Annotated in this window: 15 protein-coding genes; 6 read left to right on the forward strand and 9 right to left on the reverse strand. The window is 72.3% G+C overall.

Features of this window, described 5'->3' with window-relative positions:
- Nucleotide 1: 1 nt before the first annotated feature.
- Nucleotides 2–787: an LOG family protein gene (locus ACWDY5_RS17385; protein ID WP_449723190.1), complete on the reverse strand. Its 786-nt coding sequence runs from the start codon at nt 785–787 to the stop codon at nt 2–4.
- A gap of 280 nt (nt 788–1,067) precedes the next feature.
- Here ACWDY5_RS17385 and wrbA point away from each other — a divergent pair, with 280 nt between their 5' ends.
- Nucleotides 1,068–1,676, forward strand: coding sequence for an NAD(P)H:quinone oxidoreductase (gene wrbA / locus ACWDY5_RS17390; protein WP_449723191.1), 609 nt, complete (start codon nt 1,068–1,070; stop codon nt 1,674–1,676).
- Between the two features lie 52 nt (nt 1,677–1,728).
- Here the strand turns inward: wrbA and ACWDY5_RS17395 are convergent, their stop codons facing one another.
- Both ACWDY5_RS17395 and ACWDY5_RS17400 read right to left on the reverse strand, forming a co-directional pair.
- Entirely contained in the window at nt 1,729–2,577 is an 849-nt protein-coding gene (locus tag ACWDY5_RS17395) for an ABC transporter permease subunit (protein WP_449723192.1), read from the reverse strand.
- Nucleotides 2,574–3,509, reverse strand: coding sequence for an ABC transporter ATP-binding protein (locus tag ACWDY5_RS17400; RefSeq protein WP_449723193.1), 936 nt, complete (start codon nt 3,507–3,509; stop codon nt 2,574–2,576). The genes ACWDY5_RS17395 and ACWDY5_RS17400 overlap by 4 nt, the downstream gene beginning before the upstream one ends.
- Before the next feature lie 134 nt (nt 3,510–3,643).
- Between ACWDY5_RS17400 and ACWDY5_RS17405 the strand changes: the two genes are divergently transcribed.
- Nucleotides 3,644–4,783 carry a sensor histidine kinase gene (locus ACWDY5_RS17405; RefSeq protein WP_449723194.1) on the forward strand — a complete coding sequence of 380 codons (1,140 nt, stop codon included), beginning with the start codon at nt 3,644–3,646 and terminating at the stop codon, nt 4,781–4,783.
- Between the two features lie 2 nt (nt 4,784–4,785).
- On the forward strand, nt 4,786–5,436 hold the full coding sequence (locus ACWDY5_RS17410; protein WP_449723229.1) for a response regulator: 651 nt from the start codon (nt 4,786–4,788) through the stop codon (nt 5,434–5,436).
- A 104-nt stretch (nt 5,437–5,540) separates the two neighbouring features.
- Here the strand turns inward: ACWDY5_RS17410 and dapE are convergent, their stop codons facing one another.
- Nucleotides 5,541–6,620, reverse strand: coding sequence for a succinyl-diaminopimelate desuccinylase (gene dapE, locus ACWDY5_RS17415; protein WP_449723195.1), 1,080 nt, complete (start codon nt 6,618–6,620; stop codon nt 5,541–5,543).
- 59 nt (nt 6,621–6,679) lie between these two features.
- Here dapE and ACWDY5_RS17420 point away from each other — a divergent pair, with 59 nt between their 5' ends.
- The 3 genes from ACWDY5_RS17420 to ACWDY5_RS17430 are packed head-to-tail and all read left to right on the forward strand — an operon-like array spanning nt 6,680 to nt 9,011.
- Nucleotides 6,680–7,081, forward strand: coding sequence for a hypothetical protein (locus tag ACWDY5_RS17420; protein ID WP_449723196.1), 402 nt, complete (start codon nt 6,680–6,682; stop codon nt 7,079–7,081).
- A gap of 36 nt (nt 7,082–7,117) precedes the next feature.
- Nucleotides 7,118–8,107: a 2,3,4,5-tetrahydropyridine-2,6-dicarboxylate N-succinyltransferase gene (dapD, locus tag ACWDY5_RS17425; RefSeq protein ID WP_449723197.1), complete on the forward strand. Its 990-nt coding sequence runs from the start codon at nt 7,118–7,120 to the stop codon at nt 8,105–8,107.
- Between the two features lie 10 nt (nt 8,108–8,117).
- Nucleotides 8,118–9,011: a CHAD domain-containing protein gene (locus ACWDY5_RS17430; protein ID WP_449723198.1), complete on the forward strand. Its 894-nt coding sequence runs from the start codon at nt 8,118–8,120 to the stop codon at nt 9,009–9,011.
- Here ACWDY5_RS17430 and dapC read toward each other — a convergent pair.
- From dapC to ACWDY5_RS17455, 5 genes are all read right to left on the reverse strand, one after another.
- Nucleotides 9,000–10,106, reverse strand: a complete 1,107-nt coding sequence (dapC, locus tag ACWDY5_RS17435; RefSeq protein ID WP_449723199.1) for a succinyldiaminopimelate transaminase — start codon at nt 10,104–10,106, stop codon at nt 9,000–9,002. The two genes, ACWDY5_RS17430 and dapC, sit on opposite strands and share 12 nt — an antisense overlap.
- Entirely contained in the window at nt 10,103–10,423 is a 321-nt protein-coding gene (gene fdxA / locus ACWDY5_RS17440; RefSeq protein WP_252481121.1) for a ferredoxin, read from the reverse strand. The genes dapC and fdxA overlap by 4 nt, the downstream gene beginning before the upstream one ends.
- A 189-nt stretch (nt 10,424–10,612) precedes the next feature.
- Nucleotides 10,613–11,062: a hypothetical protein gene (locus ACWDY5_RS17445; protein ID WP_449723200.1), complete on the reverse strand. Its 450-nt coding sequence runs from the start codon at nt 11,060–11,062 to the stop codon at nt 10,613–10,615.
- Entirely contained in the window at nt 11,059–11,937 is an 879-nt protein-coding gene (gene mshB / locus ACWDY5_RS17450) for an N-acetyl-1-D-myo-inositol-2-amino-2-deoxy-alpha-D-glucopyranoside deacetylase (RefSeq protein ID WP_449723201.1), read from the reverse strand. Before mshB ends, ACWDY5_RS17445 begins: the two co-directional genes overlap by 4 nt.
- Before the next feature lie 100 nt (nt 11,938–12,037).
- On the reverse strand, nt 12,038–13,837 hold the full coding sequence (locus tag ACWDY5_RS17455) for an ABC transporter family substrate-binding protein (protein WP_449723202.1): 1,800 nt from the start codon (nt 13,835–13,837) through the stop codon (nt 12,038–12,040).
- Nucleotides 13,838–13,933: the final 96 nt, after the last annotated feature.

Below are 13,933 nucleotides of genomic sequence, written 5' to 3' on the forward strand. Positions count from 1 at the left end.
CTCAGTGCGCGTCCTGCCAGGCCTTGTAGGCCTCCTCGACCACGCGCACCGCGTCGTCGATGTCGTCGGTCAGGTGCAGCAGGGCCAGGTCCTTCTCGCCGATCTTGCCGGAGCCGGCCACCGAGTCGCGCAGCCAGTCGTAGAGGCCCCGCCAGTAGTCCACGCCGAAGAGCACCACCGGGAACTTGGTGACCTTCTTGGTCTGCACCAGGGTGAGCGCCTCGAACAGCTCGTCCAGGGTGCCGAAGCCGCCGGGCAGGCAGATGAAGGCCTGCGAGTACTTCACGAACATGGTCTTGCGGGTGAAGAAGTAGCGGAAGTTCACGCCGAGGTCGACCCACGGGTTGAGGCCCTGCTCGAACGGCAGCTCGATGCCGAGGCCGACCGACATGCCGCCGGCCTCCTGGGCGCCGCGGTTGACCGCCTCCATCGCGCCGGGGCCGCCGCCGGTGATCGAGGCGAACCCGGCCTCGGCCAGCGCCTTGCCCAGCTTGCGGCCGGTCTCGTACTCGGGGTGGTCCCGGCCGGTGCGGGCCGAGCCGAAGACGGTGACCGCCCTCGGCAGCTCGGCGAGCGCGCCGAAGCCCTCCACGAACTCGGCCTGGATCCGCAGCACCCGCCACGGATCGGTGTGCACCCAGTCGGAGGGGCCGCGGGAGTCGAGCAGTCGCTGGTCGGTGGTGGTGGACTCCACGCTGCTGGAGCGGCGGAGGGTGACCGGGCCGCGCTGCTTCTCGCGCACGTCCACATCGGGGCTGGACGCGAGGTCCTTCGGGTCGAGCGTCATAGCACACAGCCTAGGTCGTGTCCGCACAGTCCCGTCCGCGAGAGTCGTGATCGGTTCGGTCGCTGGCGGTGCGGCCGGAACGTCCTCATACCGGGTGTATTCGGGCGTTCCGGACGTGCCGCCAGCGACCGAACCGGCACGGCTGTCGCGGGCGGAACTGTGCGGACACGACGTGGTGAGGCCCGAACCGTGAGATCCGGTTGCGGGCTGGCCGGCACCGGGGCATCATCTTCCACGTAAGAGATTGAAAGTTGGACAACATGCTTCGGAGAGTCCCGTCATGAGCCAGCCCAAGGTCGCCGTCATCTACTACAGCTCCACCGGCAGCGTGCACTCCCTCGCCCAGTCGATCGCCGAGGGCGCCGCGGGCGCGGGCGCGGAGGTCCGGGTGCTGAAGGTGCCCGAGCTCGCCCCGGCCGAGGCCATCGCGAGCAACCCGGCCTGGCAGGCGCACGCCGAGGCCACCAAGGACGTGCCGGTGGCCACCGCGGCGGACGTGGAGTGGGCGGACGCGGTCATCTTCGGCACGCCAACCCGCTTCGGCAACGTCTCCAGCCAGCTCAAGCAGTTCCTGGACACCCTGGGCGGCCTGTGGGCCCGCGGCGCGCTGGCGGACAAGGTGTACTCCGGCTTCGTCTCCACCGCGACCCTGCACGGCGGCCGCGAGTCCACCCTGCTCGCGCTGTACAACACCGTGCACCACTTCGGCGGCATCCTGGTCACCCCCGGCTACACCGACCCGATCCAGTTCGCCACCGGCACCCCCTACGGCGCCTCGCACGCCGACGCCCAGGGCCAGAACCCGATCAGCGAGGACACCCACGCCTCCGCCCGCTACCAGGGCAAGCGGGTGGCCGAGCTGACCGCGCGGTTCCTCGGCAGCTCCTGAACACGGCCGACCGGCCCCTGGCAGCGTTGCCAGGGGCCGGTCCCGCTCGCGTTCAGCTGACATCCCGGCGGCGCACCAGCCACACCGTCAGCGCGGCGAAGGCCAGGGTGTACGCGCAGGCCATGCCGACCGCGGGCCAGGCGGTGAGGGTGTCCACCACGCCCGGCGCGCCGCCCTCGGTCACCGGGGTGGCGCCCAGCGCGGCCACCACCGACCCGGCCACGGAGCCGGGCATCAGGTCGGTCACCGGCGCCAGCCAGTCCAGCGCGCCGGCCACCCCGCGCAGCAGGTTCTCCACCGCCAGCACCCACACCACGCCGAGGCCGACGGCCAGTGCGGGACTGCGGGAGAGCGTGCCGAGCGCGACCCCGGCGGAGACCCACATGCCGAGCACCAGCAGCGCGCCCGCGACCGCCCGCAGCACCTCGCCCACCGGTGGGAAGACCAGCACCTGCCCCTCGGCCAGCGCGACCGCGGTGGAGATGCCCAGGTCCACCACCAGGGTGGCCAGCACCACGGTGAGCACCACGGCGGCCAGCCCGGCCACCGTGCCGGCGAGCACGCTCAGCCGTCCCCGGCCCTGGGTGAACGCGGTTTTCCAGGTGCCCCAACCGAATCCGCTGCCGGTGGCGAGCGCGCCCAGGGTCAGCATGATCGCCCCGCCGAACATCGGCGTGCCCTGCGCCAGCCCGACCGGCACCCCTGCGGGCAGCAACCGCTCCAGCAGCAGCTCTTTCGGCGTGCCCGCGGCGAATCCTGAACCGTCTACATAGGACAGATAGTTGAACACGTAGACGAAGATGATGTTGAGCACCAGCCAGGCCCCGCCGATCACCCAGACCGCTGGCCATTTCCGCAGCCGGAAGAGTTCCGCGCGACTGGTCGCGAGCACGGCGTTCATCGGTTGTCCTCCTTGGTCATCTCGAAGAAGACCTCTTCGAGCGAGCGTTCCACCGGCCGGATCTCGTGCACGTCCACCTGGGCGGCCACCAGCGCGCGGTTGACCTCCGCGCCGCGGGCGGGATCCACCCGCAGCTGCATCGCACAGTCCACAATGGACACGTTGTCGTCACCGGCCACCCGCATGGCCACCGCCAGCGCCACGTCCAGCGGGTCGGCCCGCACCAGCAGCCGTCCGCCGCCGCGCAGCTCGCCCACGGTGGCCTCGGTGACCAGGCGGCCGCGCGAGATCACCCCGACCCGGTCGCAGATCTCCTGCACCTCGCTGAGCTGGTGGCTGGACAGCAGCACGGTCTGCCCGGCCGCGGACAGCTCCGCGATCAGCTTGCGCATGTCGCTGACGCCCGCCGGGTCCAGGCCGTTGGTCGGCTCGTCCAGGATCAGCAGCTCCGGGTCGCCGAGCAGGGCCGCGGCCACGCCGAGCCGCTGCTTCATGCCCAGGGAGTAGGAGGTGAACCGGTCCTTGCCCCGAACGCTCAGGTCCACCTTGGCCAGCGCGTCCTCGACGTGCGCCGACCGCAGGCCGCGGTGCCTGGCCAGCGCGCGCAGGTTGTCCCGGCCGCTGAGGTAGGGGAAGAAGCCCGGCCCCTCGATCAGCGCGCCGACCAGGCGGTTGGCCGCCGGGGTGCCCGCGCGCTCGCCGAGCACGGTGGCGGCGCCGCTGGTCGGGCGGACCAGGCCGAGCACCATGCGCAAGGTGGTGGTCTTGCCCGCGCCGTTGGGGCCGAGGAAGCCGTAGACCTCGCCCCGGCGCACGGTCAGCCCGACCCCGTCCACCGCGAGGTGGCCGCCGTAGCGCTTGGTCAGTTTCCTGGTGTGCACCGCGGCCAGTTCCGGCGGTGCGAGCGGTGGTGCGCTCAGCTGCGTTGTCATGGGAGAAGCGTGTCGGCGGACGTGCTGCCGGGGCGTCACCGTGACGGCGGCTTGGCGCCTACGCGGGATCGCGTAGGCCGGGTACGCGCCGCTGGGGACGCCGGATCCACTTCGCGCTCCTATCGTCTGCTGACGTGAGCACCACTGCCGAGCGGCCGTCCCCGTGGGACGTGTGGCCCGCCCTGCCGTTCCTGGCCGCCGGCCTGGTCGGCACCCAGGCCGCGGCCTTCTTCCAGCCCGAGGCCCGGCCGCCCGATGTCCTGACCTACGTGCTGATCGTGCTGGCCGCGGGCGCGCTGGCGGTGCGGCACTGGCCCGGCCCCGCGCTGGTGGCCAACGGGGTCGCGGTCACCGCGTACCTGACCCTGGGCTACCCGTGGGGGCCGATCCTGTTCGCCGTGCCCGCGATCGTCTGCCTGGTCTCCATCCGCTGGCCGGTGCGGCGGGCGGTGGCCGCGGTGGCCGCCTACCTCGGCGTGCTGATCGTGGCCATGTTCACCAAGCACCTGCAGGAGAACACCCTCGGCGACCCAGTGCGGCTGCTCACCGTGACCCTGGTCTGGGTGCTGATCCTGGCCGCGGCGCTGGTGCTGGGCACCGCGATCCGGATGCGCAGGGCGGCCAGGGCGGATGTGCGGATCGAGCAGGCCAGGCGGGTGGCCTCGGAGGAGCGGCTGCGGATGGCCCAGGACCTGCACGACACCATCGGGCACGGGCTGGCGGTGATCGCCATGCAGGCCGGGGTCGCGCTGCACGTGCTGGAGCGCAGTCCCGGCGAGGCCAGGGCCGCGATGGAGGCGGTGCGCGCGACCAGCCGGGAGTCGCTGGAGAACCTGCGGTTCGCGCTGGAGGCGCTGCGCAGCCCCGGCTCGGCGGAACTGCGGCCCGCGCCGGGCCTGGCCGAACTGCCCCGGCTGGTGGACCGGGTGCTCGCGGGCGGGGTCGAGGTCAGCCTGGACGGCGCGGCGGGCGAGCTGCCGCAGCCGGTGGACGCGGCGGCCTACCGGATCGTGCAGGAGGCGCTGACCAACGTGCTGCGGCACGCGCTGGGCGCGAGTGCGCACATCCGGCTGGCGCGCACCGAGGAGGAGCTGCTGATCGAGGTCACCGACAGCGGCGGCGCGGGCGGCGGGGTCCCGGCCGGCGCGGGCTCGGGCATTCGCGGGATGCGCGCCCAGGCCGGGGCGCTGGGCGGCACACTGTCCGCGGGCCCCCGCACCGGCGGTGGCTTCGCGGTGACCGCGCGGCTGCCGCTGACCGGGGAGGGCGCGTGAACGTGATCCGGGTCGTGGTCGTGGACGACCAGGCGCTGGTGCGGGTCGGCGTGCGCACCCTGCTGGGTTCGGAGCCGGACACCGAGCTGGTCGGCGAGGCCGCGGACGGCCGCAGCGGGGTGGCCAGGGTGCGCGAGCTCAAGCCGGACGTGGTGCTGATGGACATCCGGATGCCGGACCTGGACGGCCTGGCCGCGTTACGCGAGATCACCGCGGACCCGGTGCTGCACGAGGTCAGGGTGGTCATGCTGACCACCTTCGGCCTGGACGAGTACGTCTTCGAGGCACTGCGCAGCGGCGCCAGCGGCTTCGTGCTCAAGGACGCCGAGCCGGAGGAGATGCTGCGCGCGGTCCGGGTGGTGGCGGGCGGCGGCTCGCTGCTGTCCCCGTCGGTGACCCGAAGCGTGATCAGCCGCTTCGCCCGTCCCGGCCCCGCCCCGGTCAGCCACCCCGGCGTGGCCCACCTGACCGACCGGGAACGCGAGGTGGTCGGCTGGGTCGCCACCGGCATGTCCAACGACGAGATCGCCGCCCAGCTGGTGGTCAGCAGCGAGACCGTGCGCACCCACGTCAGCCGAGCCATGCTCAAGATGCACGCCCGCGACCGCGCCCAGCTGGTCGTCTTCGCCCTGCAGTCCGGACTGGGGCTGTGACATTGGCGTGCTCCGCACGCGGGATTTTTCCGCTCCTGAGTCGTGCGCCCGCCGTGTCGCTGCGCGCCACGCCTCTTTCGCACAAGGTCAGCGCGGGTGGTGGGTCAGCCGGTGATGAACCTGCGCAGCACGTCGGCGCAGTGGGTGATGCGCGGGGCGGGCACGTGTTCCTCCGGGGTGTGGGACAGGGCGGGGTCGCCGGGGCCGAAGTTGACCGCGGGCATGCCCAGGGCGGCGAAGCGGGCCACGTCGGTCCAGCCGAGCTTGCCGACCGGGTCCGCGCCGGAGGCGGCGAGCAGCTGCTTGGCCTCGGGGGCGTGCAGGCCGGGCAGGGCGCCCGCGGAGACGTCGACCACGGTGACCTCGAAGCCGGCGAAGACCTCGCGCAGGTGCGCCTCGGCCTGTTCCGGGGAGCGGTCGGGGGCGAAGCGGTGGTTGATGGTGACCACGCACTCATCCGGCACCACGTTGCCCGCGACGCCGCCGCTGACCTTCACCGCCTGCAGGCCCTCGCGGTAGGTGCAGCCGTCGATCTCCAGCACCCGGGGTTCGTAGCCGGTGAGCCGGTTGAGCACCTCGTTGGCGGCGTGGATGGCGTTGCTGCCCATCCAGGCGCGGGCGGTGTGCGCGCGCTTGCCCGCGGTGCGCACCTCGATCCGGATGGTGCCCTGGCAGCCCGCCTCGACCACCGCGCCGCTCGGCTCGCACACGATGGCCAGGTCCGCGGCCAGCCACTCCGGCAGCTCGCGCTCGATCCGGCCAAGGCCGTTGCGGACCGCCTCGACCTCCTCGCAGTCGTAGAAGACGAAGGTCAGGTCGTAGGCCGGGTCGGTGACGGTGGCGGCCAGGTGCAGCATCACCGCGTCGCCGCTCTTCATGTCCACCGTGCCGCAGCCGTGCAGCACCAGGTCCTCGCCGGAGCCGGTGCGGCGGTGCGGCACGTTGTCCACGATCGGCACCGTGTCCAGGTGCCCGGCGAAGATGATCCGGGACGGCCTGCCCAGGTTGGTGCGGGCCAGCACGGCGTCGCCGTTGCGCACCACCTCCAGGTGCGGGGCCTGCTCGCGCAGGGCGGCTTCCACGGCGTCGGCCAGGGCGGCCTCGTTGCCGGAGACGCTGGGCACGTCCACCAGCGCGGCGGTCAGCTCGATCGGGTCAGCGGCGAGGTCAAGGCGCACGGTCACGCCCGGCAGGCTACCCACGAACGCCACTAGGGTGCTGCCCGGGACTTAAGGGGGGACCGATGTTGAAGATCGTGCCGGGCGTGCTGGCGCTGGTGTTGCTCACCGGGTGCGCGAGCCCCGTGGCCGGGCAGGCGCAGGCGGATCCGAACGTGCCGAACCCGTTCCGCGCGGAGTTCGGGGCCGGCCTGGCCGCGCAGGTCAACCACCTGTGCGCCAGGGAGGCCGGTCGGCCGAGCGCGGCCGCCTGTGCGACCTGGCTGGACGCCTCAGCCGCGCTCATCGGACGGATGTACGCCGTGGACCACGAGGCCATGCGGGCGTTCAACCAACGCATGGTTGCGGTGGTGGCGACCTACGCGCAGCAGAACTGCCCGACGCCCCCGGTGGCCCCGGACTGCGAGGACCTGGTGGCCGAGATGGGCAGGGTGCTGCGGGAGATCGAGGCGCGCCACGTCCGGTAAGGACCGCCTGCCAGGTGCACCAGTTACCATGGGCCGGTGAGCACCGAGCAGACCCCTGATCCGCAGGTCACCGGCGCATACGGCGTCGGACTGGCCACCATCGCCGCCGACGGCACCGTGCTGGACGCCTGGTTCCCCGAGCCCGAACTCGGCGAGCAGGCCACCGGCGGGACCGAACGGCTCTCCGCCGAGCAGGCCGCGCAGGCGCTCGGGGCCGAGGTCGCCGCGCTCCTCGGGCCGGATGCCGCCCGTGGTGTCGAGGTGGTCGCGGTGCGCACCGCGATCGCGCGCCTCGCCGACAAGCCGGTGGACGCGCACGACGTCTACCTGCGCCTGCACCTGCTCTCCGCCCGCCTGGTCCGGCCGCACGGGCAGAACCTGGACGGCGTGTTCGGGCTGCTGGCCAACGTGGTGTGGACCAACCACGGGCCCTGCCCGGTGCCCGGCTTCGAGGCCACCCGGCTCAAGCTGCGGGCGCGCGGGCCGGTGACCGTGTACAGCGTGGACAAGTTCCCGCGAATGGTGGACTACGTGCTGCCCAGCGGGGTGCGCATCGGCGACGCGGACCGGGTCCGGCTGGGCGCGCACCTGGCCAGCGGCACCACCGTGATGCACGAGGGCTTCGTCAACTTCAACGCCGGCACCCTGGGCAACTCGATGGTGGAGGGCCGGATCTCCGCCGGGGTCGTGGTGGACGACGGCTCCGATGTCGGCGGCGGCGCCTCGATCATGGGCACCCTCTCCGGCGGCGGCAAGCAGACCATCGCCATCGGCAAGCGCTGCCTGCTCGGCGCCAACGCCGGCATCGGCATCTCCCTCGGCGACGACTGCGTGGTGGAGGCCGGGCTGTACGTCACCGCGGGCACCAAGGTCACCCTGCCGGACGGCGGCACGGTCAAGGCGGGCGAGCTCTCCGGCTCGGACAGCCTGCTGTTCATCAGGGACTCGGTCAGCGGCGCGGTGCTGGTGAAGGCGCGCAAGGGCGCCAAGGTCGAGCTCAACTCGGCACTGCACGCCAACGACTAAGATCGGCCGCGTGCCGAAGATCACACGCGAACTCGGGCCGGGCGATCCGGTGCACCTGCACGTACGGGCGGCACTGGACGTCCGGCTCGCCGCGTTGCGGGCGCACGAAGCAGGGACGCGCTCCGGCGAGGACGCCGAGGACCTGCACCAGATGCGGGTGGCGGTGCGGCGGCTGCGGGCCATGCTCAAGGCCGCCCGCCCGTTCCTGGACCGGGGGACCGCCGACGGCCTGCGCGCCGAGCTGGGCTGGCTGGGCCGGGCGCTGGGACCGGTGCGGGACCTGGACGTGCTGATCGAGCGGCTGACCACCGAGGCCGCGCACTTCCCCGCCGACGAGCGGGCCGCGGTGGACACCCTGCTGGCCGGGCTGCACGCGGAACGGGACACCGCCCGCGCCGCCCTGCACAAGGCGCTGGACTCCCGGCGCTACCGGCGGCTGCTGAAGGCACTGGCGGCCGAGGCGGCCAGCACCGAGCCCGGACCGCCGGTGGACACCCTGGCCGCGCTCTCCGGGCTGGTGCGGGCCGAGTTCGCCCGGCTGGCCCGCGCGGTGGCCAAGGCCGGGCCGGACCCCGAGGACGAGGTGCTGCACGCGCTGCGCATCGACGGCAAGCGCCTGCGCTACACCGCAGAGCTGGCCAGGCCGTTGCTGGGCAAGAAGATCCGGGTGCTGCTCAAGGCCACCACCGACTTCCAGGACGTGCTCGGCGAGCACCAGGACGCCTGCGTGGCGCAGGACCGGGTGCGCGCGCTGCTGGCAGCGCACGGCGAGGTGATCGACTTCGACCTGGCCTTCGTCGGCGGCCGCCTGGTGGAGCGGGAGGAAGCCCGGCGGGTCAGCTGCCGGGCCGGCTGGTGGGCGGTCTGGGACACGCTGGAGCGGACCGGCCAGTCAGTCCTGTAGGCGCTCGGCGGCCGCGGCGATCCGCTCGTCGGTGGCGGTCAGCGCCACCCGCACGTGCCGATCGCCGCCCGGCCCGTAGAAGGTGCCCGGCGCGACCAGGATGCCGCGATCGGCCAGCCAGGACACGGTCTGCCACGCGTCCTCGCCCCTGGTGGACCACAGGTACAGGCCCGCCGTGGAGTGCTCCACGGTGAACCCGGCCGCCTTCAGCGCGGGCAGCAGCACCTCGCGCCGGGCCCGGTAGCGCTCGCGCTGCCTGGCCACGTGCTCGTCGTCGGCCAGCGCCGCGGTGACCGCGGCCTGCACCGGCCGGGGCACCATCATCCCGGCGTGCTTGCGGATCTCCAGCAGCCTGGCCACCAGTACCGGGTCCCCGGTGAGGAACCCGGCGCGGTAGCCGGCCAGGCTGGAGGACTTGGACAGCGAGTGCACCGCCAGCAGCCCGGTCAGGTCGCCGTCGCTGACCTCGGCGCGCAGCGCGGAGACCGGCTCGGCGTCCCAGCCCAGCGAGAGGTAGCACTCATCCGAGGCGACGACCGCGCCGACGGCTCTGGCGGCGCGCACCGCCTCGGCCAGCTGCTCGGCGGGCAGCACCCGGCCGGTCGGGTTGGACGGGGAGTTCAGCCACACCAGCCTGGTGCCCGGCGGCGGGGCCTGGCCGTCGGCCAGGCGGACCACCTCGGCGCCGGCCAGCCGCGCGCCGACCTCGTAGGTCGGGTAGGCCAGCTCGGGCACCGCGACCAGCTCGCCAGGCCGGATGCCCAGCAGGGTGGGCAGCCAGGCCACCAGCTCCTTGGAGCCGATGGTCGGCAGCACCGCCGCCGGGTCGAGGCCGGTGACGCCAAAGCGGCGGGCCATGGCGCCGACAGCGGCCTCCCGCAGCTCCGGCGTGCCGTGCGTGGTCGGGTAGCCCGGCACCCGCGCGACCGAGGCGAGCGCGGCCCGCAGCTTCTCGTCGACCTCGTCCACGGGGGTGCCGACGGACAGGTCGACAGCCCCACCCCGGTGCGCACGCGCCTGGGCGGCGTGCTCAGCGAGGGAGTCCCACGGGAAGTCGGGCAGCGCGAACCGCTCCGGTGTGGCTGAGGTGCTCACTCGCCCCTGGGCTCCAGCGCCTTGATGAAGTCCGGGTCAGCGGAGACCTTGCCGACCTTCGCGGCGCCACCCGGCGAGCCCAGCTCGCTGAAGAAGTCCACGTTGGCCTTGATGTACTGGTTCCACTGCTCGGGGGTGTCGTCTTCGTAGTAGATGGCCTCCACCGGGCACACCGGCTCGCAGGCGCCGCAGTCGACGCACTCGTCCGGGTGGATGTAGAGCATCCGGTCGCCCTCGTAGATGCAGTCGACCGGGCATTCCTCGATGCAGGCCTTGTCCAGCACGTCGACGCAGGGCTCGGCGATCACGTAGGTCACAGCAGGTCTCCTGCTCCTTGGTCCGTTCCAGCCGCGCTGTCGGGCTCAGCGCGACACCAGGCAAGTATTCCTTGCCTGCCGGACACAATCACACCTGGTGTGCTCCCTCACAGGGAAATAAGGTCCGCCTATCTTCTTCCGCCAGCAGAACTAAGAGCTGATACCCCGCAGGTCAGCGCGGGTATGAGCTCACTTCGGCTGGGGCAGGAGGGTCAGCCGGGTGCCCAGGGCGACCGCGCCGGAAAGAGATCCGACGGACAGCAGCAGCAGCGAGCGCCAGTCGTCGGTGAGCAGCATGTCCCCGCCGGGCCCGGCCACGCCGAAGACGACCAGCGCGCCCAGCCAGGCCAGGAACGGCAGCGACACCAGGATCATCCGGTGCGTGCAGCGGGCGGCGGCCAGCACCAGCCAGGGCGTGGTGACCACCGCGAGGAGCACGGTCACCGGCAGCGGCCAGTTGTAGGCCGGTGGCACGGCGGGCCAGAAGTCCCAGACCCGCAGCGGCAGGAACATCAGCTGGAGCCAGGCCAGCAGCACCGCGTCCAGTACGAGCACCAGCAGTACGAAGGGGCTGGTCAGCCGGGAGAGGAGCGCCGGTCGTCGTGGCTCGCCGACGGGTAGCTCCTCGACCTCGGTCACCGTGATCCGCCTCCGTCCGTCCCTGGTGCACCTCCCCCGCCGAAGAGGTCGGTGGCGATCCCCTCGGCGCTGCCGCGGGCCAGCACGAAGTGTTCGGTGGCCAGCACCGGCTGGGCGATGCCGTTGGACAGGGCGTAGACGGCCGCGCCGTTGTTGCCCTGCCACACCTGCACCTGGGTCGCGTGCGCGCGCAGCGCACTGAGCTTGGCAGGTACGTGCTCGGCGATGTCCACCGAGGTGGTGATCAGCGCGTCGTCCACCGCGGGCAGCTCGCCGGGCTCGGGCAGCCGGAAGGGCAGGCTTTCCAGCTCGGTCAGCCCGGCCACGCCGAGGTCCAGGTGCGCCCTGGAGGTCACCGTGTGGAAGACCCGGTCGATGCCCGGCACCTCGGCGGTGGCGGCCATGGTGACCTCGTGCGCGCGGATGTGGTCGGGGTGGCCGTAGCCGCCGGAGGCGTCGTAGGTGACCACGACCTGCGGCTTGACCTCGCGCAGGATCGCGGCCAGCGCGGCGGTCTGCTCGGCCAGGTCGCCCTCGACGAAGCTGCGCGGGTGCTTGTTGGCCTTGGTGCCCGCCATGCCGGAGTCCCGCCAGCGGCCCATGCCGCCGAGGAACCGGTGGTCGATCACGCCGAGCGCGGCGCAGGCCCCGCGCAGCTCGCCGACCCGGTAGCCGCCGAGCTGGTCGGCTGCCTCGGGGCCGAGGCCGCGCAGTCCTTCGGGGATGACCTCGCCCTCCTCGCCCAGGGTGCAGGTGACCACGGTCACGTGCGCGCCGTAGGCGGCATAGCGGGCGATGGTGCCGCCGGTCCACAGGCTCTCGTCGTCCGGATGAGCGTGTACCAGCAGCAACCGTGGTGGGGCGGTCAGTGTCACCGGAATAGCCTAGTGGCTCAGAGTTGAACAGTTTCGCCAGATGTCACCACAGCGCGGTAACTCTTCAGTGTGACGCTGTGCGACATTCAGCCATCAGTGGCTATTCGGAGACCTGCCACTCGGCGACGTTCCAAGTGACGCCCAGCCGGGGGTGGTAGGTGACCTTGTCGATGGTGTCCCGGTAGCCGACCATCGTGGGCACCTGGAACAGCGGCAGCGAGGCGATCTCCTCGGCCAGCGTCTTGTCCACGTGCTGGAGCAGCTCGGTGCGCTTGGCCGCGTCCAGCTCGACGCCGACCTGGTTCAGCTCGCGGTCCACGGTCTGGTTCGACCAGCCGCCCCAGTTCTGCCCGCCGCCGGTGGCGTACATGCCCTTCTTGTCCGACTTCCACTGGGTGCCGACCCAGCCGAAGAGCGCCACGTCGTAGTCGCCCCGGCTGTTGCGCCCGTCCAGGAAGGCCGGATCGCTGTCATCAATGATCTTGATGCCGGCCGACTCGCAGGAGGCCTGAATTAGCTCCACGGTCTGCTTGCGCCGGGGCAGCCCGTTGTGGCTGACCTTGATCTCCAGCGCCTTGCCGCCCTTGTCGAAGTACTTGCCGTCCCGCCGCCAGCCCGCGGCCTGGAGGGTCTTCACCGCCTCTTCGGGGCTGTCCAGCATGAGCTTGGCGTAGTGGTCCTGGTAGCCGTCCTCGCCGGGCAGGAACAGCAGGCTGCCCAGCGGCTTGGCCGAGGGGTCCACCCCGCGCACCACCTTCTGCACGATCTCCCCGCGCCGCACGCACTGGGCGAAGGCGTAGCGGACCGCCTTGTCCTGGAACAGCGGCCTGCGCCAGTTCAGGTCCAGGTGCTCGAAGGTGAGCCCGCCACCGGCGGAGTACTTCACGCCCTGGGCGCCCAGCCCGCGCAGGGTGGCCGCGGTGCTCGGGTCCGGCTGCGGCGCGATCACCTGCATCTTGTTCTCCTGCAGGGCGCGCACCTGGGCGGCCGGGTCGGCCTCGCTGCGCAGCACCACCGCGGCGGGCCCGCCCCGGTTGCCGAGCCACTTCTCGTTGCGCACCAGGCGCACCTGGCTGCCCTGCTGCCAGCTGTCGATCCGGTACGGGCCGGAGCCGGGCATCAGCTTCGGGTCGAACCCGGTCCAGCTGGTGTTCCAGAACTTGGACACCTTCTCCAGGTCGGCGTCCGGGGAGCTCGGGCCGACCTTGGTGATGTCCTTGACGCCGGTCTCCCGCTCCAGCACGTGCGCGGGCATCAGGTGGATGGCGTCGAACCGGCTCTTGTAGTCGGGGAACGGCTTGTCGTAGGTGGTGACGAAGGTCAGCTCGTCCTTGCACTGCACCGACATCAGCTCATAGCCCGTGCTGGCGGCGGGCCGGAAGTACTTGGCGGGCTTGCCGTCCGGCCCGGCGACCGGGGCGCCGGTGGCGTCGCTGCGCACCGCCTTGCCGCTCTGCGCCAGCCAGGCCAGGTAGAAGTCGTCGCAGTCCCACGCCTCGCCGTCGGACCACTTCACGCCCGGCCGGATCCGGTAGGTGACCACCTGCTGCGGGGAGGTGGAGGTCAGCTCGACGCCGAGCATCACATCGGTGTTGAGCAGCGGGGCCAGGGTGTCCTCGTGGATGAACGGCCCGGCCAGCACCGGGCTCAGCACCAGGGTGTTGTTGAAGTTGCCCGCGTCGGCGACCTGGTTGTTGTAGACGGTGTAGGGCAGGTCGTGCCCGATGACCACCTCGCCGCCGGCGCGCACCGCGGGCAGCTTGTACTGGTCGGTGCCGGGCAGGCGGCCCTTGGCCCCGGTGCGCTGGCTGTCGCCGTTGAGGCCCGCGTCCTCGCTGGCTGAGGAACAGGCGCCCAGCACCAGCAGCAGGCTGGTCAGGGCGGCCGCCAGCGCGCGCACGGGTACTCCTACCGTTGACAGGGACACGTGCGGAGGTTATGGAGGCCCGCCCCGGCGGTCACCACTGGACCACGGATCGTGACCAAAGGGTGATGC

The organism is Crossiella sp. NPDC003009, assembly GCF_053591555.1.

Bases quoted from the DNA above. Each gene is read 5' to 3' on its own strand.
- ACWDY5_RS17385 (WP_449723190.1), bottom strand. From the start codon at position 787: ATGACGCTCGACCCGAAGGACCTCGCGTCCAGCCCCGATGTGGACGTG.
- wrbA (WP_449723191.1), top strand. From the start codon at position 1,068: ATGAGCCAGCCCAAGGTCGCCGTCATCTACTACAGCTCCACCGGCAGC.
- ACWDY5_RS17395 (WP_449723192.1), bottom strand. From the start codon at position 2,577: ATGAACGCCGTGCTCGCGACCAGTCGCGCGGAACTCTTCCGGCTGCGG.
- ACWDY5_RS17400 (WP_449723193.1), bottom strand. From the start codon at position 3,509: ATGACAACGCAGCTGAGCGCACCACCGCTCGCACCGCCGGAACTGGCC.
- ACWDY5_RS17420 (WP_449723196.1), top strand. From the start codon at position 6,680: ATGTTGAAGATCGTGCCGGGCGTGCTGGCGCTGGTGTTGCTCACCGGG.